The organism is Gayadomonas joobiniege G7 (genome assembly GCF_000300815.1).
GTDB classification, from domain to species: Bacteria; Pseudomonadota; Gammaproteobacteria; order Enterobacterales; family Alteromonadaceae; genus Catenovulum; species Catenovulum joobiniege.
Genome location: NZ_AMRX01000002.1, coordinates 34,975 through 58,224, shown reverse-complemented (window position 1 = coordinate 58,224; position 23,250 = coordinate 34,975). Strand labels below are relative to the sequence as shown.

The 23,250-nt window shown below is 42.2% G+C and carries 30 protein-coding genes; 14 read left to right on the top strand and 16 right to left on the bottom strand.

Annotation, left to right across the window (positions count from 1 at the left end; all coding sequences use genetic code 11):
* Positions 1-2: 2 nt before the first annotated feature.
* The 4 genes from petA to zapE all read right to left on the bottom strand — a co-directional run bounded on the left by petA (position 3) and on the right by zapE (position 2,928).
* Positions 3-593: a ubiquinol-cytochrome c reductase iron-sulfur subunit gene (petA, locus tag C727_RS0103735; RefSeq protein WP_017444287.1), complete on the bottom strand. Its 591-nt coding sequence runs from the start codon at positions 591-593 to the stop codon at positions 3-5.
* Between the two features lie 240 nt (positions 594-833).
* Positions 834-1,226, bottom strand: coding sequence for a 30S ribosomal protein S9 (rpsI, locus tag C727_RS0103730; protein WP_017444286.1), 393 nt, complete (start codon positions 1,224-1,226; stop codon positions 834-836).
* Between the two features lie 15 nt (positions 1,227-1,241).
* On the bottom strand, positions 1,242-1,670 hold the full coding sequence (gene rplM, locus C727_RS0103725) for a 50S ribosomal protein L13 (protein WP_017444285.1): 429 nt from the start codon (positions 1,668-1,670) through the stop codon (positions 1,242-1,244).
* A 157-nt stretch (positions 1,671-1,827) separates the two neighbouring features.
* On the bottom strand, positions 1,828-2,928 hold the full coding sequence (zapE, locus tag C727_RS0103720) for a cell division protein ZapE (RefSeq protein ID WP_017444284.1): 1,101 nt from the start codon (positions 2,926-2,928) through the stop codon (positions 1,828-1,830).
* Between the two features lie 71 nt (positions 2,929-2,999).
* Here zapE and C727_RS0103715 point away from each other — a divergent pair, with 71 nt between their 5' ends.
* The 3 genes from C727_RS0103715 to C727_RS0103705 all read left to right on the top strand — a co-directional run bounded on the left by C727_RS0103715 (position 3,000) and on the right by C727_RS0103705 (position 6,067).
* A complete protein-coding gene (locus tag C727_RS0103715; protein ID WP_017444283.1) occupies positions 3,000-3,446 on the top strand; it encodes a ZapG family protein in 447 nt (148 codons plus the stop codon).
* Positions 3,447-3,518: 72 nt separating this feature from the next.
* The gene (locus tag C727_RS0103710; protein WP_017444282.1) at positions 3,519-4,895 is read left to right on the top strand and encodes a DegQ family serine endoprotease; all 1,377 of its coding nucleotides are present in this window, start codon (positions 3,519-3,521) and stop codon (positions 4,893-4,895) included.
* 65 nt (positions 4,896-4,960) lie between these two features.
* On the top strand, positions 4,961-6,067 hold the full coding sequence (locus C727_RS0103705; RefSeq protein ID WP_017444281.1) for a trypsin-like peptidase domain-containing protein: 1,107 nt from the start codon (positions 4,961-4,963) through the stop codon (positions 6,065-6,067).
* On the opposite strand, the gene murA is transcribed toward C727_RS0103705, so the two are convergent.
* Genes murA through C727_RS0103670 form a run of 7 tightly spaced genes read right to left on the bottom strand, consistent with a single transcriptional unit; the run spans position 6,035 to position 10,625 of the window.
* Positions 6,035-7,297, bottom strand: coding sequence for a UDP-N-acetylglucosamine 1-carboxyvinyltransferase (gene murA / locus C727_RS0103700; protein ID WP_017444280.1), 1,263 nt, complete (start codon positions 7,295-7,297; stop codon positions 6,035-6,037). The genes C727_RS0103705 and murA overlap by 33 nt on opposite strands.
* A gap of 19 nt (positions 7,298-7,316) precedes the next feature.
* Positions 7,317-7,571 carry a BolA family protein gene (locus tag C727_RS0103695; protein WP_017444279.1) on the bottom strand — a complete coding sequence of 85 codons (255 nt, stop codon included), beginning with the start codon at positions 7,569-7,571 and terminating at the stop codon, positions 7,317-7,319.
* Complete coding sequence (locus C727_RS0103690; RefSeq protein ID WP_017444278.1) at positions 7,571-7,870, bottom strand: hypothetical protein; 300 nt, start codon at positions 7,868-7,870, stop codon at positions 7,571-7,573. The genes C727_RS0103695 and C727_RS0103690 overlap by 1 nt, the downstream gene beginning before the upstream one ends.
* 3 nt (positions 7,871-7,873) lie before the next feature.
* Positions 7,874-8,536: an MlaC/ttg2D family ABC transporter substrate-binding protein gene (locus tag C727_RS0103685; protein WP_155949168.1), complete on the bottom strand. Its 663-nt coding sequence runs from the start codon at positions 8,534-8,536 to the stop codon at positions 7,874-7,876.
* Positions 8,537-8,547: 11 nt separating this feature from the next.
* On the bottom strand, positions 8,548-9,030 hold the full coding sequence (gene mlaD / locus C727_RS0103680) for an outer membrane lipid asymmetry maintenance protein MlaD (RefSeq protein ID WP_017444276.1): 483 nt from the start codon (positions 9,028-9,030) through the stop codon (positions 8,548-8,550).
* Between the two features lie 6 nt (positions 9,031-9,036).
* A complete protein-coding gene (gene mlaE / locus C727_RS0103675; protein ID WP_017444275.1) occupies positions 9,037-9,819 on the bottom strand; it encodes a lipid asymmetry maintenance ABC transporter permease subunit MlaE in 783 nt (260 codons plus the stop codon).
* Positions 9,819-10,625, bottom strand: a complete 807-nt coding sequence (locus tag C727_RS0103670; RefSeq protein ID WP_017444274.1) for an ATP-binding cassette domain-containing protein — start codon at positions 10,623-10,625, stop codon at positions 9,819-9,821. The genes mlaE and C727_RS0103670 overlap by 1 nt, the downstream gene beginning before the upstream one ends.
* 214 nt (positions 10,626-10,839) lie before the next feature.
* Here C727_RS0103670 and C727_RS0103665 point away from each other — a divergent pair, with 214 nt between their 5' ends.
* From C727_RS0103665 to mgtE, 11 genes are all read left to right on the top strand, one after another.
* Positions 10,840-11,817, top strand: coding sequence for a calcium/sodium antiporter (locus C727_RS0103665; RefSeq protein ID WP_017444273.1), 978 nt, complete (start codon positions 10,840-10,842; stop codon positions 11,815-11,817).
* Between the two features lie 2 nt (positions 11,818-11,819).
* Positions 11,820-12,371: a 3-deoxy-manno-octulosonate-8-phosphatase KdsC gene (gene kdsC / locus C727_RS0103660; RefSeq protein ID WP_017444272.1), complete on the top strand. Its 552-nt coding sequence runs from the start codon at positions 11,820-11,822 to the stop codon at positions 12,369-12,371.
* Positions 12,368-12,919 carry an LPS export ABC transporter periplasmic protein LptC gene (gene lptC / locus C727_RS0103655; RefSeq protein ID WP_017444271.1) on the top strand — a complete coding sequence of 184 codons (552 nt, stop codon included), beginning with the start codon at positions 12,368-12,370 and terminating at the stop codon, positions 12,917-12,919. The genes kdsC and lptC overlap by 4 nt, the downstream gene beginning before the upstream one ends.
* Positions 12,909-13,412 carry a lipopolysaccharide transport periplasmic protein LptA gene (gene lptA / locus C727_RS0103650; protein ID WP_017444270.1) on the top strand — a complete coding sequence of 168 codons (504 nt, stop codon included), beginning with the start codon at positions 12,909-12,911 and terminating at the stop codon, positions 13,410-13,412. Before lptC ends, lptA begins: the two co-directional genes overlap by 11 nt.
* Positions 13,412-14,137, top strand: a complete 726-nt coding sequence (lptB, locus tag C727_RS0103645) for an LPS export ABC transporter ATP-binding protein (protein ID WP_017444269.1) — start codon at positions 13,412-13,414, stop codon at positions 14,135-14,137. The genes lptA and lptB overlap by 1 nt, the downstream gene beginning before the upstream one ends.
* A 13-nt stretch (positions 14,138-14,150) precedes the next feature.
* Positions 14,151-15,629 carry an RNA polymerase factor sigma-54 gene (locus tag C727_RS0103640; RefSeq protein ID WP_017444268.1) on the top strand — a complete coding sequence of 493 codons (1,479 nt, stop codon included), beginning with the start codon at positions 14,151-14,153 and terminating at the stop codon, positions 15,627-15,629.
* A 26-nt stretch (positions 15,630-15,655) separates the two neighbouring features.
* Positions 15,656-15,943 carry a ribosome hibernation promoting factor gene (gene hpf, locus C727_RS0103635; RefSeq protein WP_017444267.1) on the top strand — a complete coding sequence of 96 codons (288 nt, stop codon included), beginning with the start codon at positions 15,656-15,658 and terminating at the stop codon, positions 15,941-15,943.
* The gene (gene ptsN / locus C727_RS0103630) at positions 15,943-16,389 is read left to right on the top strand and encodes a PTS IIA-like nitrogen regulatory protein PtsN (RefSeq protein WP_017444266.1); all 447 of its coding nucleotides are present in this window, start codon (positions 15,943-15,945) and stop codon (positions 16,387-16,389) included. Before hpf ends, ptsN begins: the two co-directional genes overlap by 1 nt.
* A 6-nt stretch (positions 16,390-16,395) precedes the next feature.
* On the top strand, positions 16,396-17,274 hold the full coding sequence (gene rapZ, locus C727_RS0103625) for an RNase adapter RapZ (protein WP_026052541.1): 879 nt from the start codon (positions 16,396-16,398) through the stop codon (positions 17,272-17,274).
* Positions 17,261-17,536: an HPr family phosphocarrier protein gene (locus C727_RS0103620; RefSeq protein ID WP_017444264.1), complete on the top strand. Its 276-nt coding sequence runs from the start codon at positions 17,261-17,263 to the stop codon at positions 17,534-17,536. The genes rapZ and C727_RS0103620 overlap by 14 nt, the downstream gene beginning before the upstream one ends.
* A gap of 71 nt (positions 17,537-17,607) precedes the next feature.
* A complete protein-coding gene (gene mgtE, locus C727_RS0103615; RefSeq protein ID WP_017444263.1) occupies positions 17,608-18,966 on the top strand; it encodes a magnesium transporter in 1,359 nt (452 codons plus the stop codon).
* Here mgtE and C727_RS0103610 read toward each other — a convergent pair.
* Genes C727_RS0103610 through surA form a run of 5 tightly spaced genes read right to left on the bottom strand, consistent with a single transcriptional unit; the run spans position 18,963 to position 23,244 of the window.
* Entirely contained in the window at positions 18,963-19,775 is an 813-nt protein-coding gene (locus C727_RS0103610) for a symmetrical bis(5'-nucleosyl)-tetraphosphatase (RefSeq protein WP_017444262.1), read from the bottom strand. The genes mgtE and C727_RS0103610 overlap by 4 nt on opposite strands.
* A complete protein-coding gene (gene apaG, locus C727_RS0103605) occupies positions 19,775-20,161 on the bottom strand; it encodes a Co2+/Mg2+ efflux protein ApaG (RefSeq protein ID WP_017444261.1) in 387 nt (128 codons plus the stop codon). Before apaG ends, C727_RS0103610 begins: the two co-directional genes overlap by 1 nt.
* Positions 20,158-20,958: a 16S rRNA (adenine(1518)-N(6)/adenine(1519)-N(6))-dimethyltransferase RsmA gene (gene rsmA / locus C727_RS0103600; RefSeq protein WP_017444260.1), complete on the bottom strand. Its 801-nt coding sequence runs from the start codon at positions 20,956-20,958 to the stop codon at positions 20,158-20,160. Before rsmA ends, apaG begins: the two co-directional genes overlap by 4 nt.
* The gene (gene pdxA, locus C727_RS0103595) at positions 20,951-21,940 is read right to left on the bottom strand and encodes a 4-hydroxythreonine-4-phosphate dehydrogenase PdxA (protein WP_017444259.1); all 990 of its coding nucleotides are present in this window, start codon (positions 21,938-21,940) and stop codon (positions 20,951-20,953) included. The genes rsmA and pdxA overlap by 8 nt, the downstream gene beginning before the upstream one ends.
* Complete coding sequence (surA, locus tag C727_RS0103590) at positions 21,940-23,244, bottom strand: peptidylprolyl isomerase SurA (RefSeq protein WP_017444258.1); 1,305 nt, start codon at positions 23,242-23,244, stop codon at positions 21,940-21,942. Before surA ends, pdxA begins: the two co-directional genes overlap by 1 nt.
* Positions 23,245-23,250 lie beyond the last annotated feature (6 nt).

Sequence of the window (23,250 nt, the reverse complement as noted above, 5' to 3'; positions counted from 1 at the left end):
GATTATGCAACTCCCGAGTCATCACCGACAAGAATTGTTTTCTCATCAAGATATTTATGAGGTGGAACCACCAGGTTAGTTGGCGCTGGAACACTTTGGAAAACACGTCCAGACATATCAAATTTAGAACCATGGCAAGGACACATAAAGCCAGATGCAACCCCTTGGATCTGACCAGAAAATGAATCTGGTAAATACTGAGGTGAACAACCTAAGTGAGTACAAATACCCACGGCAACAAATATTTCAGGTTCAATTGAGCGATAGCGGTTTTTTGCATATTCTGGTTGCTGCTCAACTTCTGATTCTGAATCACGTAGCTGGTCTTCGTGGTTAGCTAACTCATCCAACATAGCTTGAGTTCGCTTCACGATCCAGACAGGTTTACCCCGCCATTCAACGCGCAGCATTTGCCCAGGCTGTATTTTACTGATATTCACTTCCACCGGCGCACCCGCAGCTTTTGCTTTGGCACTCGGGTTCCAGGACGCGATGAAAGGAACAACTGCTCCGGCAGCACCCACCCCACCAACAACCGAAGTTGCGACGGTTAAGAAGCGACGGCGACCGTTATCAACAGGCGCATTCTTCATTCAATCTTCTCCGAGACTAGATTTATAAAAAGGCAAGTCTGTTATGTATCTCTGACTTGTAATAAAAATAATGCGAATGATATAAAAAAAACCGGATAACTGACAAGGAAATCCCCCAAAAAGGGCAAAAAAAGGCTAAAAAGACAAATATTTTTGCTTGGGATCAAACTATCCCGACTATTTTTCACATATAAAAAACCCGGCTTAAGCCGGGTTTTAATAAAATCGGTACTAAACGTATTAACGTTTTGAGAATTGTGGACGCTTACGCGCTTTCTTAAGACCGATTTTTTTACGTTCAACACGACGTGCATCACGAGTCACATAACCTGCTTTACGTAGAGCAGGACGTAAACTTTCGTCAAACTCCATTAAAGCACGAGTGATACCGTGGCGAATTGCACCCGCTTGACCTGTAGTACCGCCGCCAGCGACAGTGATATATAAGTCAAACTTTTCTACCATTTCAACTAATTCTAATGGCTGACGAACAACCATACGAGAAGTTTCACGGCCAAAATAAGTTTCAATAGAACGCTTGTTAATTGTAATGTTACCTGTGCCTGGTCTTAAAAAGACGCGAGCGGTTGAGCTCTTACGACGACCGGTACCATAGTATTGAGTTTCTGCCATAGTCTTGTCTCCGAATTAGATGTCCAAAGTTTGAGGTTGTTGTGCTTGATGATTGTGCTCAGCACCTGCGTAAACTTTTAATTTACGCGCCATTTCACGACCTAAAGGACCTTTCGGAAGCATGCCTTTAACAGCGCTTTCGATAATCATCTCAGGCTTTTTCGCTTGCAGTTTTTCGAAGCTGATTGACTTCAAACCACCTGGAAAACCAGAATGAGAATAATAGATTTTGTCGCTACGCTTAGCACCGGTAACCGCTACTTTTTCAGCATTAATAACAACGATGTAATCACCAGTATCTACATGAGGTGTATATTCTGGTTTATGCTTACCACGTAAACGACGAGCGATTTCAGTCGCCAGTCGACCTAAAGTTTTACCGTCAGCGTCAACTACGAACCAGTCACGCTTTACAGATTCAGGCTTTGCAGAGAAAGTTTTCATTTCGAATTTGACCTAAATACAAAAAAATTCCACATTTCAGAGGCATTTGCCTCCCCTAGTTTATGTCAAAGACCCCTTCGAGACTCTGAAACAAAGGCACTCTTTCAGCCTAACCGGGTTTGGGAGGCGCGCAGTATACAGGACGGTTAATTTGTGTTCAAGATAAATGTGGTTTCGCTAAATATTCTTTTGATTGCATCTCTTGCAAACGACTCAAACAACGTTGAAACTCAAATGTCAGTCGGCCATGGCTGTATAATTCTGCTAGCGGAACTTCTGCGGCAATGATTAAATTCACATGTCGCTCGTAAAACTCATCCACTAAAGCAATAAAACGACGCGCTGCATCATCATTCTTTTCTCCCATCTGTTTAACGCCCGTTAAAAACACAGTATGAAAACACTGGCTTAATTCAATATAATCATTTTGACTGCGCGGCCCTTCACATAAGTCAGAATACTCAAACCAAACAAGGTCTTGAGCAATTTTTAATGCTTCAATTTTGCGGTTGTTAACCTCAACAAAAGTATGGTTGGATACCTCACCCACCGACATTTGCAAAAAAGCATTTTCCAATTGCTCACGAATTTCTGCGGTCTGTGGACAATGGTAAATATCTGCCCCGGTCAATTGGCGCAATCTATAGTCTTTGCCCGCATCCACATTAATCACTTCGCAACGAGCTTGAATTAATTTAATTGCTGGTAAGAAGCGGGCTCGTTGCAGGCCGTTTTTATATAAATTTTCCGGTTCGATATTAGAAGTTGCAACCAACACCACATCGCGGGCAAACAAGGCTTCAAACAATCCGCCTAAAATCATTGCATCTGTAATATCAGAGACAAAAAACTCATCAAAGCAGATGATTTTGGTCTTGGCCGCCAACTTGTCCGCAATCACTAATAAAGGGTCCGATTGCTGTTTAAGCGCTTCAAGTTCGCTGTGAACCTGATGCATGAAACGATGAAAATGAACGCGCATTTTTTCATCAAAAGGCAACTGGCTATAAAAGAGGTCCATCAGATAGGTTTTTCCTCTTCCCACCCCACCCCAAAAATATAGTCCGAGTGGAGCTTGATTTTTTACGTCGGAAAACAAATATTTAAATCTGGACCAAATACTATTTTTTTGCGTTTGTAATGCAACAAGCTGATGATAAAGACGCTCTAACGCATCAACCGCAGCCGCCTGCGCGGCATCAGGTAATAGTTTGCCCGAGTTCACATCTGCCTGATATTGTTGTAATGGGGTGGTCATTGTTGGCCAAAAACACGTATAGTTAATTTATAATGCTATTAATCCTAAACTTTTTTTCGAGGTAATTCACCATGACATGGATAATTGGACTTTGTATTTTTGCAGCTGGTTTATTGTTAGGCTGGTTAGTCACACGTTTTTCTCCGATGATCGGCGGCAAACATTATCAATTAGCAAACGAACTAAAACAGCAACAAACTGCGTCAACTCAGCTAAAAGAAGATATGGAAGGTTGTTTGAACAAATACGCACAAACCATGACAGACATTGCAGAAAAAGCCAGCATGGCTGCTGAAGACGCAAAAAAACAACAATTGAAGCTGCATCATGCCAAAACCGAAGAAGCAGATGAAGGTTTAGCGTATTTTGGTGGCGATACGGAGCACCTGTTGAAAAATACTAAACCAGCTCAAAGCGAAACTAAAAGTGCAACAGAAACCCCGTCAGAAGCAGCACCATTAGATTATTCTGATGACAAAATGGGCATTTTTAGCGAACAAGAGAAAAAACAGAAGTGAACTTTATAAAGCTTCAACCAGTCTTTAGAAAACATAACTATTGTTAAGCTCTGTCAATTCAGGAGACATGCATTGAAAAATAAAGTTAAAAAAATTTTTGAAGTTGCAGTGTTAACTAGTTGCCTTACCCTAGTTCCATTGCAAGCAAACTCGGCGCTGCCTTGGTTTGGTAATGATGACCAACAGAAAACACCAACGCTCGCACCTATGCTGGAAAAAGCCACCCCTGCTGTGGTTAATATTTCCGCAACTGGGATGAAGCAAAATACTCAGCGAGTTCCAGAAATCTTTAGATATTTTTTTGGCCCTAATGGCCCAAACAACCAAGTCAAAGAACAGCCATTTCAGACTGCGGGTTCAGGGGTGATTATTGATGCTGAAAAAGGTTACGTAGTAACGAACTATCATGTAATCGCTGATACCGACGAAGTATTAATCACGCTAAAAGATGGCCGTCAGTTTGAAGCAAACAAACTAGGCCATGATAAAGAAAGCGATATCGCGTTACTTCAAATCGATGCCAAGAATCTTACCGACTTGCCACTCGCCAACTCTGATAAATTAAGAGTAGGTGATTTTGCTGTCGCTATCGGTAACCCTTTTGCTATTGGTCAAACGGTCACCTCAGGCATTGTCAGTGCTTTGGGCCGTAGCGGTTTAGGTATTGAAGGTTACGAAAACTTCATCCAAACGGATGCTGCGATTAATAGTGGCAATTCAGGTGGTGCCTTAGTCAACTTGAATGGCGAACTAATTGGTATTAATACGGCAATCCTAGGTCCTAATGGCGGTAATGTAGGCATTGGTTTTGCGATTCCAAGTAATATGATGAAAAACCTGGTTGACCAAATCTTAGAATACGGCGAAGTACGACGTGGCATTTTGGGCATCTCAGGCGAAAACATTGATGCGGCGATGGCAAAAGCGTTTGATTTGCCAACCTCGCAAGGGGCAATCGTCCGTCAAGTATTTGAAAATACAGCAGCAGCTGAAGCTGGCATTAAACCGGGTGATGCCATCATTAGTATCAACGGCCGCAAAGTACAAACCTTCTTTGAATTGCGAGCCAAGATTGGCACTATGGGTGCGGGCAATAAAGTGACCTTAGGGATTATTCGCGACGGTAAAAACATTGAAGTGGATGTCGTTCTGCGTGAAGCCAAAGGCTCAGCCGTTGCCGCTGAAAGCATGCATCCAGCGTTTAAAGGTGCCGAACTAGAAAATGGCGAAACCCAATCAGGCGACGCGGGTGTTCTCGTTAAGTCAGTGTTACCGCGTTCAGCAGCTGCGTCTATCGGGTTAGAAGATGGTGATGTGATCATTGGCGTTAATCGCCAGCGTGTGACTAATATCGCAGTCCTTCGAGATAAATTAGAAGAATATAAAGATGGCATCATTGCGCTGAATGTGATGCGTGGTAATACTCAACTTTATTTAGTTATTCGCTGATAAGGTTTGAATTTAAGGGCAAAAAAGTGGCATCATTTGGTGCCACTTTTTTTTAAGGTCAGCCCATGAAGCTAAACCCCCTAAAACTATTTCAATTTGTTATTAATACCTCGGCGTTGGCCATCGTCCTAACCCTCATTTTATTTATTCTCTTTCCAGAAGCGCGGCAAAATAACCTGTTGTGGCAAAATCTGGTTGGCACTGATCAAACGACGCGCAAACCTGTTTCATTTGCCCATGCGGTCGCTCGCGCAGCCCCAGCGGTGGTTAATATCTATACCCAGAGTTTTGAAATAGACGAGCGTTTTTATAATAGTAAACGAACCATAAGAACCCTAGGTTCGGGCGTTATTGTATCGAAACGGGGTTTTATTTTAACCGCGGAACATGTAGTCAAAAATGCAGACCAAATATTAGTCGCCTTGCAAGATGGCCGTCAGTTTGAAGCTCAATTGATTGGCAGCGATCCCTATACAGATTTGGCCGTGTTATACGTGCAGAGCAATAACTTGCCAGTTGCCCCCATAGATCCCAATTTAACATCGCAGCCAGGCGATCTAGTGCTGGCAATAGGCAATCCTTACAACCTAGGCCAAACCATTACCCAAGGCATTGTAAGTGCTACTGGACGCGCTGGTTTAAGTTCTAATTATGCAGATTTTATTCAGATGGACGCTGCCATTAATGATGGAAATTCTGGTGGCGCTTTAGTTGACAGCGACGGCTATTTAGTTGGCATAAACTCATTTAACTACGCCTCAGCTCGGCGAAATAACCAAGCGCAAGGGATCTTTTTTGCGGTTCCTGCAAAACTCGCATTAACTGTGTTGAAAAAAATTGTGACTGATGGTCGGGTCGTTCGGGGTTATTTGGGTATTTCAGGCAAAGAAACCTTTATTCAAACCAGCAACGAACAAGTCACACCTGTGGGTATTTTAGTCACCAGTGTTGAATCTGGTGGCCCAGCAGCCCAGTCAGGCATTATGCCCAATGACATTATTGTTGAGATTAATGGCCAGTCAGTGACTAGCCGCGCTCAAACATTAGATCTGATTGCCGAAACAACCCCAGGTACGATAGTCCCCATTGTGGTTGTTCGGCAAGGCGTAAGAATTGAGTTTGAAGTGACCGTGTTAGAGCTACCCGGCAACGCGTTTAACATTGGCGCCTAAACCCGCCAGCTTAACTTCCAACTGCTCATACCCTCGGTCTAAGTGATAGATACGGTTGACGGTGGTTTCGTCCTCTGAAAACAACCCAGCTATCACTAAACAGGCCGAAGCTCGTAAATCAGTAGCCATTACCTCGGCGCCAGTCAGCTTGTCGACACCACGAACGATGGCCGTGTGGCCTTCTAATTCGATGTCGGCGCCCATCCGATGCAACTCAGGCACATGCATAAAACGATTTTCAAAAATCGTTTCGTGAATGGTACCTGTACCTTCCGCAACACAATTAAGCACGGTGAATTGCGCTTGCATATCTGTTGGAAAAGCCGGGTGAGGTGCGGTTTTAACATTAACAGCCTGAAGCTTCTGACCGCGCATATCTAAGCTAATTTCGTTATCGCTGCAGGTTATTTTTGCCCCCGCTTGCGTCAATTTTGCCAATACCGCATCTAATAATTTAGCATTAGTATGGGTGCACTTAATATGCCCGCCAGTGACTGCAGCCGCAACTAAAAAAGTACCAGTTTCAATGCGATCCGGTAAGATCGAATGATGGCAGCCGTGCAGAGATTCAACACCTTGTACAACAATAGTATCTGTTCCAGCGCCACTGATATTAGCCCCCATTGCGATTAAACAGTTGGCTAAATCGACAACTTCGGGTTCGCGGGCCGCATTTTCTAACACGGTTTCGCCGTCTGCTAATACAGCAGCCATTAGCAGGTTTTCTGTCCCTGTAACTGTCACTGTATCAAAAAAGATGTGCGCACCTTGCAAACGCTTCCCGTTAGTTGTTGCAACAATATAACCATGTTCAACTTCAACTTGAGCGCCCATTTTTTGCAAACCTTTAATATGCAAATTTACTGGTCGAGCACCAATGGCACAGCCGCCTGGCAATGAAACTCTTGCTTCACCGAAGCGCGCAACCAGAGGCCCTAGAGCTAAGATTGAGGCTCGCATCTTGCGTACCAAATCATAGGGTGCCGTTGTAGAAGTCACCTTGCTGGCATTAAACAGGTATCGTCCATCCTGACACTCGCTACTAATACCCAGCTCATTTAACAACGCGATTGTGGTGCCTATGTCTTTCAACTGCGGCAAATTGCTTAACTCAACTATCTCTGGGTTTAAAATGGCGGCAAACAAAATAGGTAGCGCGGCATTTTTTGCGCCAGATATACGCACAGAGCCATTTAACGCTCGGCCACCTTGAATAACAAATTTATCCATACTAAAACACTAACCCCAGTTAAAAATTAAGCTTTTTGTGTTTTTGCCATTCTGCGTCGGTAAAAGCTTTAATTTTTACTGCGTGCACTGTGCCATCGGCAATCATGTCATTTAGTGGCTGGTAGACCATCTGCTGACGTTTTACTGATCGTAAACCTTCAAACAAGGGTGAAACTATCGTAATGTTTAAATAATAGTTATCTTCGTGCTCAACAATTAACTCATCGTGCTCGATGGCGTCACCAACTAATTGTTTGATTACTTCTAAGTTCATTAATTTAACTCCAGGAGTTCTGATACTCCGTATAATTTTGCCAAATTGATAATATTCTCCTTTCCATGGATATAGCGAATTTTCACATCGCATTGGGATAATAACTTTAATTTTAATTTGATCAGGTAAGCTAAACCTGCAGTGTCAATTTTGCCAACTTCTTGCAAAGAAACTTCAATATTACAAGCTTCTTTACAAGGCAGATCTGGAATTGTTTCAAGGTTGTTCTTAATGGTTAAATCGCCAGTCATTTTCCAGAAATGATGATCAACCTTTTGCTCAGTCAGTTGAATGACCATGGTTTATCCTTCATTATCTTTTAACGTAATTGAACGCTCTGCTTTCATTTTTAGATCTTTGATAATGCCATCAATCCCTAAACTTCGATAGGCACTCGCGATTTCTTTACGTTTATTATTTAACACTGAAATACCTTCAGCCTCCATATCAAACGCTCGCCAGCGGTCGTTTCGTTTAATTAACTTAAATATCAAATCGATATCTGGGCGCGCAGGTTCAACAATTTTAGCTCTCACTACGGCAATTCGCCCATCCGGCATTGCCGGAGAAGTATCCACTTGGACCGTTTGAGTTTCGCGGTATTGGGCAAATAGATTCGCATACACTGACACGACATACCCTTCAAACACATCAACAAATTCACGTCTTTTTTCGGCTTTTATCGAACGAGCATATTTACCTAACACCTTAAACGCTGCATATTCATGATCAACATAAGGCATAAGTTCTTCTTTGATGATGGTTTTTAAATAATCTGGATCTTGTTTTACTTTAGGCCATTCTTGTTTAAAACGAACAAAGGCCTGTTGAGCTACTTTATCAAACAACAGATAAGGGTTTGTTTGTTCGATAGTTTCGCTACGGACTGGATACGCGATTATTGCAAGTACTAAACATACTGCTTTCATCCAATTGAACGACCAAAACTTAGCTGACCTCTGCATAAATATACCTATTAATCTTCACTGCTTTGACTAAATAAAAATTGCCCAATTAGTTCCTCTAAAACTAACGCCGACTTGGTATCTTGGATGGTATCACCATCGGTCAAAATCTGACTTTCGGGATCTTCGCCTGGCATAATGAATCCAGGTTCTAACCCTAAATACTGTTCACCCAACAAACCTGCGGTTAAAATGCTTAACGTGCTGCTTTCAGGAAACCCTTTATATCGGCCCGATATATCCATAGATACCACTGCCAGATAAGACTCTTGGTCAAGCGAAATATCCGTGACACGACCGACCACTACGCCCCCCACTTTAACGGGAGATCGCACCTTTAAGCCACCAATATTGTCAAATTTTCCATACAAACGATACGTTTCACCATTCGTTACCGAGCTGGTATTGGCTACACTTAGCGCCAAAAACAGCAAGGCTGCAAGCCCGATACAGATAAAACCACCTACCAAAATTTCAATTTTACGGTTATTCATCCTGCTTTATTCTCCAAACATTAAAGAGGTTAATACAAAGTCCATACCCAAAACGACCAGCGATGCATGAACAACAGTCTGTGTAGTGGCTTTACTGATGCCTTCGGAGGTTGGTTCACAGCTATACCCTCTAAACACCGCAATCCAAGTCACAACAAAGGCGAACACTAAACTCTTAATCACACCGTTTAATACGTCATCCTGAAAATCTACCGCAGCCTGCATGACACTCCAAAAATTACCAACATCCACCCCTAGCCACTCGACACCAACTAAATGACCACCTATGATGCCGATTGAGCTAAACAGCAATGCTAAAATGGGCATACTTATAAAACCAGCCCAAAATCTAGGCGCTATGACTCGTCTTAGTGGATCCACTGCCATTAGCTCCATACTGGATAGCTGCTCTGTCGCTTTCATTAAACCGATTTCGGCTGTTAACGCTGAACCGGCACGACCGGCAAACAACAATGCGGTTACCACAGGCCCCAACTCTCTTAATAGCGACAATGCCACCATTGGTCCTAAGCTGTTTTCAGCGCCATACCCAATTAAAATGGTATAACCTTGCAACCCCAAAACCATGCCGATAAACAAACCACTAACCAGAATAATGGCCAGTGACTGTACCCCCACCACATACAATTGTTTAATCACTAAAGGGGCATTTTTCGAAAAGTTTGGTAACGCCCAAATTGCATTAAATAACATCAAACCCGATTGGCCTAATGCCATTATGATATTAGTACCATTGCGCCCGAGCGCTGCTAACCCATTACCTAGCATTAGTCAAAAATCTCCTTGAGTTGCTGCTCAAGCGGCTGAGCAGGATAATGAAAGGGAACCGGCCCATCATCTTCACCAGCTAAAAACTGATGGATCAAGGGTGATTCTGATTTGAACAATTTGTCTGGAGTGCCTTGGCCAATAATTTTTTTATTCGCCAGAATATAAGCGTAATCGGCAATGCTCATCACTTCACTGACATCATGCGAGACAATAATTGAGGTTAACCCTAACGCATCATTTAATTGTCGAATCAATTTTAATAATACACCCATAGAGATGGGATCTTGGCCAGTAAACGGCTCATCGTACATAATTAGTTGGGGATCCAGTGCTATCGCTCTAGCCAGTGCGGCGCGGCGTGCCATACCACCGGAAAGTTCACTTGGCATCAGCTCAGCAGCGCCACGCAAACCGACTGAGTTGAGTTTCATTAACACCATGCTTTGCAAAACATCAGGACACAAATCAAAATGTTCACGGATCGGAAAAGCAATATTGTCGAACACATTCATTTCAGTAAATAAAGCGCCAGATTGAAACAACATGCTCATTTTTTTACGGGCTTCGTACAATTCAGGACGAGACATTTTATTAATAATCTGACCATCAAAATTTATTGACCCTTGATCTGGTTTAATTTGACCCGCAATCAGTCTTAATAAGGTTGTTTTACCTATCCCGCTAGGGCCCATTACCGCAACCACTTTCCCCCGCGGAATGTGCAGATCTATGGCATCATAAATAACACGCTCACCCCGTGAAAAAGTGACCTTTTTTAATTCGACAATATTATCTGCGGACATTCAATTTCCCTAACGAACATGAATAAAAGTTAATTATGGCAGCATTCTACCAAAAAGCAGCCTACTGATAAGCTAAAATATCTAGAACCCTTTTTAGTGCTAAAAGTTTCAAATGATTTTGTGAGCAAGTACCGGAAACAGATTTAATGCAAGTCTTGGCGTTATCAGTATAATAGCCAGCACAGCCCTTTTTTTTGTATCATTACGGACCAGCATGCTTTTAAACGTTGTTTTACTGCTTATTAGTTTAACTATTTTAGTTTGGAGTGCCGATAAATTTGTATACGGTGCTGCCGCACTCGCCCGTAACTTTGGTTTATCGCCACTTATCATAGGTTTAACAATCGTAGCTATGGGCTCTTCGGCCCCAGAAATGATGGTCGCCGCTGCGGCTGCTTTAGCCGACAAACCAGATACAGCGATAGGTAATGTGATTGGCTCCAACATCACAAATATTACCTTAGTATTAGGTGCAACCGCTTTGTTAAAACCGATGTTAGTGGGTTCTCAGACCATTCGCCGCGAACTTCCAATCATAATGCTAACTTCGATAATAGCCGTTTATTGTATTTGGGACTTAAATTTTACTCGGTTTGAAGGTTTTAGCTTGGCAGTTTTGTTTATCATCACACTGAGCTGGCTGGCCATTTCTTCGATTCGCGCGCAAAAACAAACAGCAGAAGATAAGTTTGCCAGCGATGTTAACGAAGAAGTACCTGACAATGTGCCCTTGCCAAGGGCAATTTTTTGGCTTGTATTTGGTTTAATATTGTTATTAGCCAGCAGTCATTATTTAGTCGAATCTGCTGTTTTCATCGCCCAGTATTTTGGTATTAGCGATTTAGTGATTGGCTTAACTATTATTGCCATTGGTACCTCATTGCCTGAATTAGCTGCTTCGATTGCAGGTGTCTTAAAGGGCGAAGATGACTTAGCCCTTGGAAATATAGTTGGGTCAAATATTTTTAACGCCTTAGCAGTGTTATGCATACCCGGCATTATTGCACCAGGTGCAATTGACCCGGCTGCCGTCAATCGTGACGGTGTGATCATGTTAGGGGTTACTTTGCTGCTGATTATTCTTGCAGTTGGGTTTGACCGTGGTGTAAAAAAAATTAACCGAATTGAAGGTGGTGTCTTGTTTGCTTGTTTTGTCGGTTACCAATTTTTACTTTTTAATCAGGCGGGATAACTATGATAAAAAATACACTTTACGGACCAATAGAAGAAAAACTTTTTAAACAGCTAAGCCATATAAAATTATTGATCTGTGATATTGATGGTGTGTTTTCAGATGGTCGTATCTATCTGGGCAATCAAGGTGAAGAGCTTAAAGCCTTTCACACCCGCGATGGCTTTGGTATAAAAGCAATTATTAACGCGGGTATACAAGTAGCAGTGATCACCGGGCGAAAATCTAACATTGTAGAAAAACGAATGCATAGTTTAGGCATTCAACATATCTATCAAGGTCAAGAAAACAAAGTGTCTGCTTATAACGAGCTCAAACAAGCCTGCCAACTAGAAGATCAAAACATTGCTTATATTGGCGATGACATGCCAGATTATTCGGTCATGCAACAGGTTGGACTTGCCATCGCCGTGGCCGATGCGCACCCAATCATTAACCGCATAAGTCAATATACCACCGAAACACGTGGTGGCTTTGGCGCGGTTCGTGAAATCTGTGATTTATTATTAGAAAGCCGTGGACAACTATTACAGGCGCAAGGAATGAGTGTATGAAGCAGTTACTGCTTTCAGTCGTCATCATAATTGCAATTAGCCAATATTTTTGGCGAAGCTGGAGTGAACCGCAACAGGAACAAAACCGACAAGAAGAAGTGGTGCAACCGGATTATAAACTAGAAAAGCTAACACGGCGCGAATATAGTGAATCAGGTACCCCACTCAGGCAACTTAGTGCCGCCTCATTAGAGCATTACCAAGAGCTAAAATTTACCTATTTTAAAAAGCCAGTATATTTTCTCTATTCGCAACAGCAAAAAGACAATTGGCAGATAAGTTCAGATGAAAGTGTGATTTATGAAAACAATAAATTAGAGTTAGAAGGTAATGTACAAGTCGCTGCGCAAACCCCTACGCCTTGGTTTGATACCCTATATGTTAAGCGTTTGGTGATCGACTTAAACAACCAAAAAATATCCACGACGTCTGAAGTAAAAGGCACAGCCCAACGACTTACCTTTACTGGCCAAGGGCTAACGGGTGACTTAAAAACTAAAGAGTTTGAACTAAAAAATAATGTTAAGGCGCAATATAGTGTTGAATAAAAAACTTGTATTAATCCTGTGTTTGTTGAATATTCTACCCGGCTACGCAGTACAAAGCGATTTTAACCAAAACATAGTCATCGATGCGAATGAGCAAAAGCTGGATATTAAAAGTAATACCCTAACTTTTAGCGGCGAAGTAGAAGTACAACAAGGCTCACTCAGCATGCAAGCTGTTAAGTTAGAGGTGATTAAAGCCGATAATGAAGAACAAGGCCAAGATGTTTTAATTGCAACTGGCACCCCAGCCATTTATCGCCAAACATTAGATAATGGCGAGCAGTTAACCGCAGAAGCGCTAACTATTCATTACCAAGTGGGGGCCCGTATATTAACGCTAACCGGCCAAGCTAAATTAAGCCAACCAGGCAGTCACATAAGCGGTGAAAAAATTGAATATCAGCTGAATGAGCAAAAACTGGTTGCCTCTAGTAAACAAAAATCAGGCGAGAAAGTTAGAACCGTATTAACCCCTCGTAAACAGGAAGAATAATGGCTACGTTAAGCGCAAGTAACCTCGCTAAATCTTATAAAAAGCGCCAAGTCGTTAAAAACGTATCTTTGCAAGTAGATTCCGGCAGCATTGTTGGATTATTAGGGCCCAATGGTGCTGGTAAAACGACAACCTTTTATATGATTGTTGGCCTCGTGGAAAACGATGCAGGCAAAATCTTGATGAACGACGTTGATATGACCTACTTTCCTATGCATGAAAGAGCTCGGGCAGGGGTTGGATATTTACCGCAAGAATCTTCTATCTTTCGCAAGTTGACCGTCACGCAAAATTTGTACTCCATTTTGGAGATGCGAAAAGACCTAAACAAAAAAGAAAAACAAGCAAAAATGGAAGAACTACTTGAAGAGTTTCATATCACCCATATAAGAGATAGTGAGGGAATGGCATTATCTGGTGGTGAACGTCGCCGAGTTGAAATTGCCCGCGCATTAGCAGCGGATCCAAAGTTTATTTTATTGGATGAACCCTTTGCCGGCGTTGATCCTATCTCAGTAATAGATATAAAAAGGATCATCACGCATTTAAGAGATCGTGGTTTAGGGGTGCTGATCACAGATCATAACGTAAGAGAAACATTGGATGTCTGTGAAAAAGCTTATATAGTTAGTCAAGGACAACTTATTGCATCGGGTAGTCCAAAAGACGTGTTAAATAACCAGCAGGTTCGCAGCGTCTATTTGGGCGAACAATTTAAGTTATAAAAAGCAGTCATTCATGAAGCAATCGATTCAACTAAAATTTGGTCAAAACTTAACAATGACCCCACAACTGCAACAGGCTATCCGCTTGCTGCAGTTGTCGACATTGGATTTACAGCAAGAGATTCAAGAGGCGCTAGACGCCAACCCAATGTTAGAAAACGAAGAAAACAGCGAAGAATTTGAATCGCTTGATGCATTAAGTGCAAAACAAGAAAAATTAGAAAAACAAGCTAATAACGACAATGAAATAGATAAACAATCTGATAGCAGAGACGAAATATCACGCGAAGATATTCCCGAGGACCTGCCAACTGACAGTAACTGGGACGACCATTTTAGTTCAGGTAGCAGCAGCGCTGCCGGTGGTGTGATGCCAGATGATGACTCAGTTTACCAAGGTGAAACCATTACCTCGATCAGAGACCATCTTGCTTGGCAGATGGATTTAACTCCCTTTAGCCCAACGGATCGCTGTATTGCAACCGCTATCATAGACGCAGTGGACGACTCAGGTTATTTAACCATCCCCATTGAAGATATTTTAGCCAGCTTAGGTGACGAAGAAATAGAGTTAGACGAAGTTGAAGCGGTTCTAAAACGTATTCAGATGTTTGATCCAATTGGCGCTGCATCACGTGATACAAAAGAATGTTTATTAGTACAATTGAATCAATTTGTACCTGAAACCCCTTTTCTAGCTGAAACCAAACACATTATCGCAAATTTTATCGATCTTTTAGCCAATCGGGACTATCGAACTTTGGCAAGGAAGACTAGACTAAAAGAAAGTGACCTAAAAGAAGTGATGAAATTAATTCATTCACTTAATCCGCGCCCAGGCAATGCCGTTGTGGCCGAAGAAGCACAATATATAGTGCCGGATGTCGCTGTTTTTAAAAATAAAAATGAATGGGTTGTTGAGCTGAACCCTGACAGTGTTCCTAGACTTAAAATTAACTCTGAGTATGCTGCTTTGAGTAAAACGGCGCGCAATAGTGCAGACGGTCAATTTATCCGCAGTCACATGCAAGAAGCCAAATGGTTTATAAAAAGCCTTGAAAGTCGCAATGAAACTCTGTTAAAAGTAGCAAGGTGTATTGTAAAACAACAACAAGGTTTTTTTGAGCATGGCGATGAAGCTATGAAACCTTTAGTATTAAATGACGTTGCAGAAGAAGTAGAAATGCATGAGTCGACCATATCACGGGTGACGACACAAAAGTATATGCATACGCCACGCGGCATTTTTGAGTTGAAATACTTTTTCTCAAGTCATGTGAGTACTGAAAATGGCGGTGAGTGTTCATCAACCGCAATTCGAGCGTTAATTAAAAAATTGATTTCTGCTGAAAACGCAGCAAAACCTTTAAGTGACAGTAAGATAGCAGATTTGTTAGCCGATCAAGGTATTAAGGTGGCCCGAAGGACCATTGCCAAATACCGCGAGTCGCTATCAATTCCGCCATCTAATCAACGTAAAAGCCTTCTTTGAAGGTCTTAACCAGAAGGAAACAGCCTATGCAAATCAATTTAACCGGTCGACATGTAGATATTACAGACTCATTAAAAAACTATGTGGACACTAAGTTTGCAAAGCTTGAGCGTCATTTTGACCACATAAATAATGTGTATGTCATCCTCAATGTTGAGAAGCTCAATCAAATTGCCGAAGCAACTTTGCATTTAAACGGTGGTGAAGTATTTGCCAACGCTGAACACAACGATATGTATGCAGCTATCGATTCTTTAATCGACAAGCTAGATCGCCAGGTTATTAAACATAAAGAAAAAATGAAACGCCATTAATGGATATCAAATCTTTTCTTACACCGGACTGCACTGAGTGTGCAGTGCCGGTTTCTAGTAAAAAACGCCTCATCGAACACGTGAGCCAAATCGCTGCTCAACATGTTAGCAATTTAACCGAGCAAGAAATTTTAGATGCCCTGTTAAATCGAGAGCGTGTCGGCAGTACAGGCATAGGCAATGGCATTGCACTTCCGCATGGCCGTTTGCCAAATGCAGGTCAACCTGTTGCTGTTTTGGTTACGACAGAGTCACCCATTGAGTTTGATGCGATAGACAACCAACCAGTGAATGTTTTTTTTGCCCTTTTAGTGCCAGATGGCGAGTGTAATGCCCATCTCAAGTCACTTGCTGCAGTTGCGCAAAAATTATCTGACAAACAGACAATAAAAAAGATAAGATGTGCAGAAACTAACCAAGAGTTATATAACGCCATCACGGAATAAGCCATGCTGCAACTTGTTATCATTTCCGGCCGCTCAGGTTCGGGAAAATCAACCGCCTTGGATCAACTTGAAGATGCAGGTTTTTACTGCATTGACAATATACCAATTCAATTGCTTCAGTTTTTACCAGAGGCCCTGCACAATAAGTATCCTAGAGTTGCATTAAACCTAGATATCCGAAACTTTTCAGATTGGCGGCATGATTTAACAGGCACTTTAACTAGCTTACAAAAGTCCTACGATGTGAATGTAATATACATGGACTCAAGTGATAAATCGCTTCTGAAAAGATATTCAGAAACACGCCGTGTGCATCCTCTGTCGTTACTACAAGCAGGCCTAAATTTAGAAGAAGCTATCCGTCAAGAAGCAGAGCTGCTCACACCGATTAAAGAAATTAGCAATTTATTAATAGATACCAGTGAGCTGAGTATTCATGACCTAAATAAGATAATTACCCAAAAAGTATTAAATAAAAGAGCAGGTCATTTAAGGTTAGTTTTTCAATCATTTGGTTTTAAATTTGGCTTACCGTCAGATGCTGATTATGTATTTGATGCTCGCTTTTTACCCAACCCTCATTGGGATGAATCATTGAGGGCGAATACAGGATTAGATGCAAACGTACAGGCATTTTTATCTGGCCATAAAGAAGTACCCGACTTTATTGAAAAAGTAGCCGACTGCATTGAAACCTGGCTGCCCATGTTAGAGCAAAATAACCGCAGCTATGTCACTGTGGCTATCGGATGTACTGGTGGAAAACACAGATCTGTTTATATTGCAGATCAACTTGGTAAGCACTTTAACGGGCGTTATAACAATGTGGATGTCTCAACCATCCATCGAGAAGAAGATAAATACAAACCAAATGCGAACTGTTGAAAAAACACTTTATATTAAAAATAAACTGGGACTACACGCCAGAGCAGCCACTCAACTCGTGCAATTATCACAATCTTATCAAAGTGAAGTTTTAATTATTTGTGGTGATAAAAAAGCAAATGCAAATAGTGTGATGGCGTTATTAATGCTGGCAGGTGCCACTGGCAGTGAGATTCTGGTTCGCTGCACCGGCACAGATGCTGAATCGGCCATGCAAGCTGTGCAGCAGCTCATAGAAGCGGGATTTAATGAGGCAGATTAACTGGTAATTACCAATACTTTGGTTAAACTAATCTGCAATTATTTCACTGCACAACGGAATAAGGCAGTTATATGTCTGAAGCTTACGAGCAAACTCTTTCCAGTAACACCTTGCATGAACTAACCGCAGCCCTCAACCGCGGTATGTTTGTGCACGTGCGTAATGCCCTCCACAATATGCCGGTCGGTGATGTTGCTTTCATCCTTGAATCTTCACCGGTTAAAACCCGATCTGCATTTTGGCAACTCATTGACTCTGAGTTTCATGGTGAGATCCTTGAAGAGCTAAGTGAAGAAGTTCGTAATAGCATTGTGAGCCAAATGATGCCCGAAGCTGTTGCTGAAGCAACCGAAGGCATGGCGACTGATGACTTAGCTGAGTTACTGAGAAGCTTACCTGATGACCTCTACCAAGAAGTATTAAACTCGTTAGATAGCCAAGATAGACATCGCGCAGAGCTGGCGTTGGCTTATGACGAGTTTACCGCCGGCTCGGTTATGAGCACCGACACTGTCACTATCAGGCCAGATGTGACGGTAGAAGTTGTGCTGAGATATCTGCGTATGCGCGCTAAATTACCCAATGATACCGATAGCCTATTTGTGGTTGATAAGGATGATGTATTAATTGGTCGAGTCGCCTTAAGTGATTTATTAACCGCGCAGCCAGAAACTGAAATTGCAAATTTAATGGAGCAAGATATTTTAGCCATTCCCGCAACTTTATCAGAAACAGAAGCTGCAAAGATGTTTGAACGTCATAATTGGGTTTCAGCCCCAGTTGTGAACGAACGTAACCACCTGCTTGGCCGAATTACGATCGATGATATGGTGGATATTATTCGTGAAGACGCAGAACATTCAATGATGAGTATGGCGGGTCTAGACGATGAAGAAGATACCTTTGCACCTGTTGTACAGAGTACTCAAAAACGTTCTATTTGGCTTGCTGTTAACCTAGTCACGGCCTTGCTTGCCGCTATGGTTAGTGGCTTATTTGAAGATGTTTTAAGTCAATTAGCAGTATTAGCTATATTAAATACCATAGTCCCTAGCATGGGCGGAGTTGCCGGAAACCAAACGCTAACATTGGTGATCCGCGCAATTGCTTTGGGCCATGTGTCCAGCAGTAATACCCGAAGTTTAATGTTAAAAGAGATCACCATTGGGATGTTAAATGGCATGATATGGGCCATTTTAATTGCCGGCATTGTCGGGATTTGGAAACAGGATGTTTTGTTAGCATGCGTCATCGCGTTTGCGATGCTGATGAATATGTTAGCCGCAGGTATTTCAGGTGTTGCTGTGCCACTTATTTTGAAAAAATTTAAAATAGATCCTGCATTAGCCGGCGGTGTAATATTAACAACTGTAACAGATATCGTGGGTATTTTTGCATTTCTCGGCACAGCTTCATGGTTATTAATTTAGCCGCTGGCCGATGCTTGAAAATAATATCTATTGTGCTCGGGGCAATAGGCGGTTAATTTGTTGCCCCAAACGCAGCCTGTATCTAACGCAAGCCTGTCGTCTCTTTGTGTATGACCTAACAGAGATGCCCAATGACCAAACACTATGCGGCTGTTATTATTATGCTTTTGTGGGTAATCAAACCAGGGTACCAAATTAGGGGTATTGTCAGGCGCATCTTTATGGGCAAACTCCAACGAACCATCTTCATGTAAATAACGCATCCGGGTTGTCACATTAATAATAAAACGAAACCGCTCTGCTCTGCCCAGTTGCTCGTTATAAGATCCTGTTTTAGCCCCGTACATACGGCTAAGCCATTCTTTTTGCTGTTTCCCTCGCAAATTCTGCATAGCTTCTTCAGCCAGCTCGATTTGCTGGGTATAAGCGACTTGAGGATGTAAACCCGCGTGACTCATATAAAGATCAAACTGTGGAAAGTAACGGATCAAGGGCTGCTGCACGAGCCAACGGGTGTATTCATCACGCCAAGCTGAGTCAAATAACTTAGCCAAGCCGTCTTTCTTTTTTAATTTAAAAAGTCCGTGGCAAACCGATAAAAAATGAATATCGTGATTACCCAGCACAGGTAGCACAGAACTTTTTAGCTGCAGCATTAAATCAGCCACTTTTTCTGAGGCTGGGCCGCGAGCAATTAAATCACCAACCGGACACAAAATATCTTTTGCTGGATCAAAACGCACCTGCTCTAACAAACGATTCAGTTCGTCATAACAGCCCTGTATATCGCCAACAAAATAATGTGCCATTAGTTTAAAATATTAGGCTGCGCTAGACGAAACACTGGAATATCCACCTCAAAGCCCACACCTATCTCTGTATCAAGCATATTGTACTTTCCTTGCATGGTTGCAACGGGCGTTTCCACCACTGCGCCACTTGTGTACACAAAAGTTTTCCCAGGCGCTATCACTGGCTGTTTACCGACTACGCCTTCACCACTAATCTCGCTAACTTTACCATTGCTGTCTGTGATCACCCAAGCGCGAGATTTAAGCTGGGTAGCAACCTCACTCTCATTAGTAATACTGATAGTATAAGCAAATACATAACGATTTTGCTCAGGATCGGACTGATCGTCAATATAATGCACTTCAGTACTGACATTTACCTGCTTTGCTAATTCTTCATTCATGATTGATTACGACTTATAAATTGACCAATGCGAACAAAATCATCCAACTGCAAAGCTTCCGCTCGAGCAGTTGGGTCTAAATCTAATGCGATCAACTGATCGGCTGAGATTAACTCTTTTAAGCTATTGCGAATGGTTTTACGGCGCTGATTAAAAGCAGCAGCAGCCACTCGCTCAAGGATTGCCGGCTCAATATCAGCACGCTCGGCTTTTGGCGTTAACCTCACTACAGCTGAGTCCACTTTGGGTGGGGGGTTAAAACTTGTTGGTGGTACTTTTATCACCACCTCGTTGTGGCAATAATACTGAGTCATCACAGAAAGCTTACCAAAAGCTTTGCTGCCTGGCTCAGCACACATGCGATCAACAACTTCTTTTTGCAACATAAAGTGCATCTGTGCAATCTGATCACAGTAGTTAAATAAATGGAACATCAAAGGGGTAGAGATATTGTAGGGTAAATTTCCGAATACTTTTAGCTTTCGATCTGCTTGTAACAAGCTAGAAAAATCAAACTTCATTGCGTCGGCTTGATAGATGGTCATTTTTCTGGCTAACAAAGCATCTTCTTCAAAACGCGCAACTAAGTCTTTATCTAACTCCACCACATTTAGGTGCGAGCAATATTCTAAAACCGGAAACGTCAGCGCACCAAGTCCAGGCCCAATTTCAACCATAATATGCTTATCATCTGGATCGATAGCGTGAACGATATTATCAATTACATTATCGTCGGTTAAAAAGTTTTGTCCAAAGCGCTTGCGGGCCTTGTGTCCCAAATGAATACCATCAGTCATTATTATGCTCTGCCGCTAATTTTATTGCTTCGTTTAATGCCACTCTAAAGCTGCCACAGTCCGCTTCGCCTGTGCCTGCTAAGTCTAGCGCTGTGCCATGGTCAACAGAAGTACGCACAAAAGGAAGACCTAGGGTAATATTTACTGCCCGTCCAAACCCTTTGTATTTGAGCACGGTTAAACCTTGGTCGTGGTACATAGATAAAACGGCATCCGCTTTTTTCAGGTATTTTTCTTGAAATAAGGTATCAGCTGGCAAGGGTCCAACAATATCCATGCCTTGCGTACGCAAGTGATCCAATGCTGGCGTGATTGTGGTCATTTCTTCAGTCCCTAAATGACCATCTTCACCTGCATGGGGGTTTAACCCACAAACATAAATACAAGGATTGCTTATGCCAAACTTGTTTTTTAGCTCGCTATGTAAAATCTCTGTGACTTTGATAACTCTGTCATAAGTAATCGCTTTAGACACATATGCCAAAGGTATATGAGTAGTCATTAAAGCAACGCGCAACCCCTCAGTTGCTAACATCATTACCACATCTGCCGTATTAGACTCTTGCGCAAAGTATTCGGTATGTCCACTAAAAGAGATCCCCGACTTATTAATTATGCCTTTGTTGACCGGCCCAGTAACAATAGCAGCAAACTCACCTGTCATATTTTTTTCGCAGGCGATACGCATAGTCTCTACAACATAATGGCCATTTTGTGCATCTAGTTGACCACAAACCACAGGCACTTGCAGCGGCACATCTATAATATGCAAAGTCCCTGCTTGCTGTGGTGAAGCGGTTTCATTTTCATCATAAGGCAATAAAGTAATATCTATGCCTAACTGTTCAGCGCGTTGTTGTAATAATTGAGTCGACGCAACCGCTATCAGCTGCGCAGGCCAAGCTTGCTGCGCCAACTGCAGTATTAAATCTGGTCCTATCCCAGCGGGTTCACCTGGGGTTATCGCTATTCGATATGTCATTAATTATCCTTTCCCAAAACCTCAACATAACCTTGCTCGCGCAATTCTCGCAGCCATGCTTCAGCTTCTTCGTTAAATTTTCGGTTAAACAACATTCTATAAGCATGATCCTCATAAGCCGTTTCTGTCGCATCTCTGGTTCTGCGATCTAACAACTGTACTAAATGCCAACCATGAACTGATTTGAAAGGTTCTGAATATTCACCCGGCTCTAATTCAGCCAACGCATTTTTAAACGCAGGTACATACATCTCAGGATCGGCCCAACCTAACTCCCCTCCTTTAGCGGCTGAACCTGGATCATCAGAATTTAAGCGCGCATATTCGGCAAAATCAGCTTCGTCCGCTTCGACCTGTTGAAGTAAAGCCGATAGCATATTTTTTGCTTTAGCGTCACTTAATATCACATTCGGTTTGATCAAAATATGTCGTGCATTTACCTCAAACTTTTCGACCGATTGACGGCCACGAATGTCAAAAATCTTTAAAATATGAAAACCAGCGCCACTTCGAATCGGCCCGATCAAACTGCCTTTGTTCTGACCTGTGACAGCCTCGGCAAACAGAGTAGGCATTTCATTAATATTCATCCAACCAAAATCGCCACCTTCTAAAGCTTTTGGACCAGATGAAGCACCAATCGCAACTTTTTTAAAGTCTTTGCTATCGTCTTGAAGTAATTCAAGTACCTTTTCTGCACGTAGCTTTGCCGCATCTACATCTTCGACTTTTGGTTCAGATGGTAATCCGATCAAAATATGACCTAAGTGGTATTCTTCAGATTGTTGCCCACGCTCTTTTAACAAGGTCACCAAACCATCTATTTCTTGCTGAGAGACATAAACTCTACGTGAGACCATAGCACGCTTCACTTCGTTGGCTGTTATCTCTTGTTTGAGTTGGTCTAAAAAAGCTTCATAATCTTCACCCTGTGCAATCAAGGTATTGCGAAATTGAGCCAACGACATTTTTTGTTCTTTAGCAATATTTTGCGCAGCTTGCTGCACCTGAGCATCACTTACCTGCAAACCAATCCGCTCAGCCATTTGCTGTTGCAATGCGTTTAAAATAAGTTTTTCGGTAACTTGCACCCGTAACGCCTTGTCTGACGGCAACTCTTGGCCATTTCTAGCGGCTTGTTGTTTAAGATTTTCAATCGCTTTTTCTATTTGGTTTTCTAGAATAACGTCTTGGTTGACAATAACAGCAACTCGGTCAAGTAACTCGGCCGAGCGCACATTGTTGGCGACTAATAAGGTCGCAAAACACAGCATCCAGACGACTAATTTTGTTCTTTTTAGCATGCACAA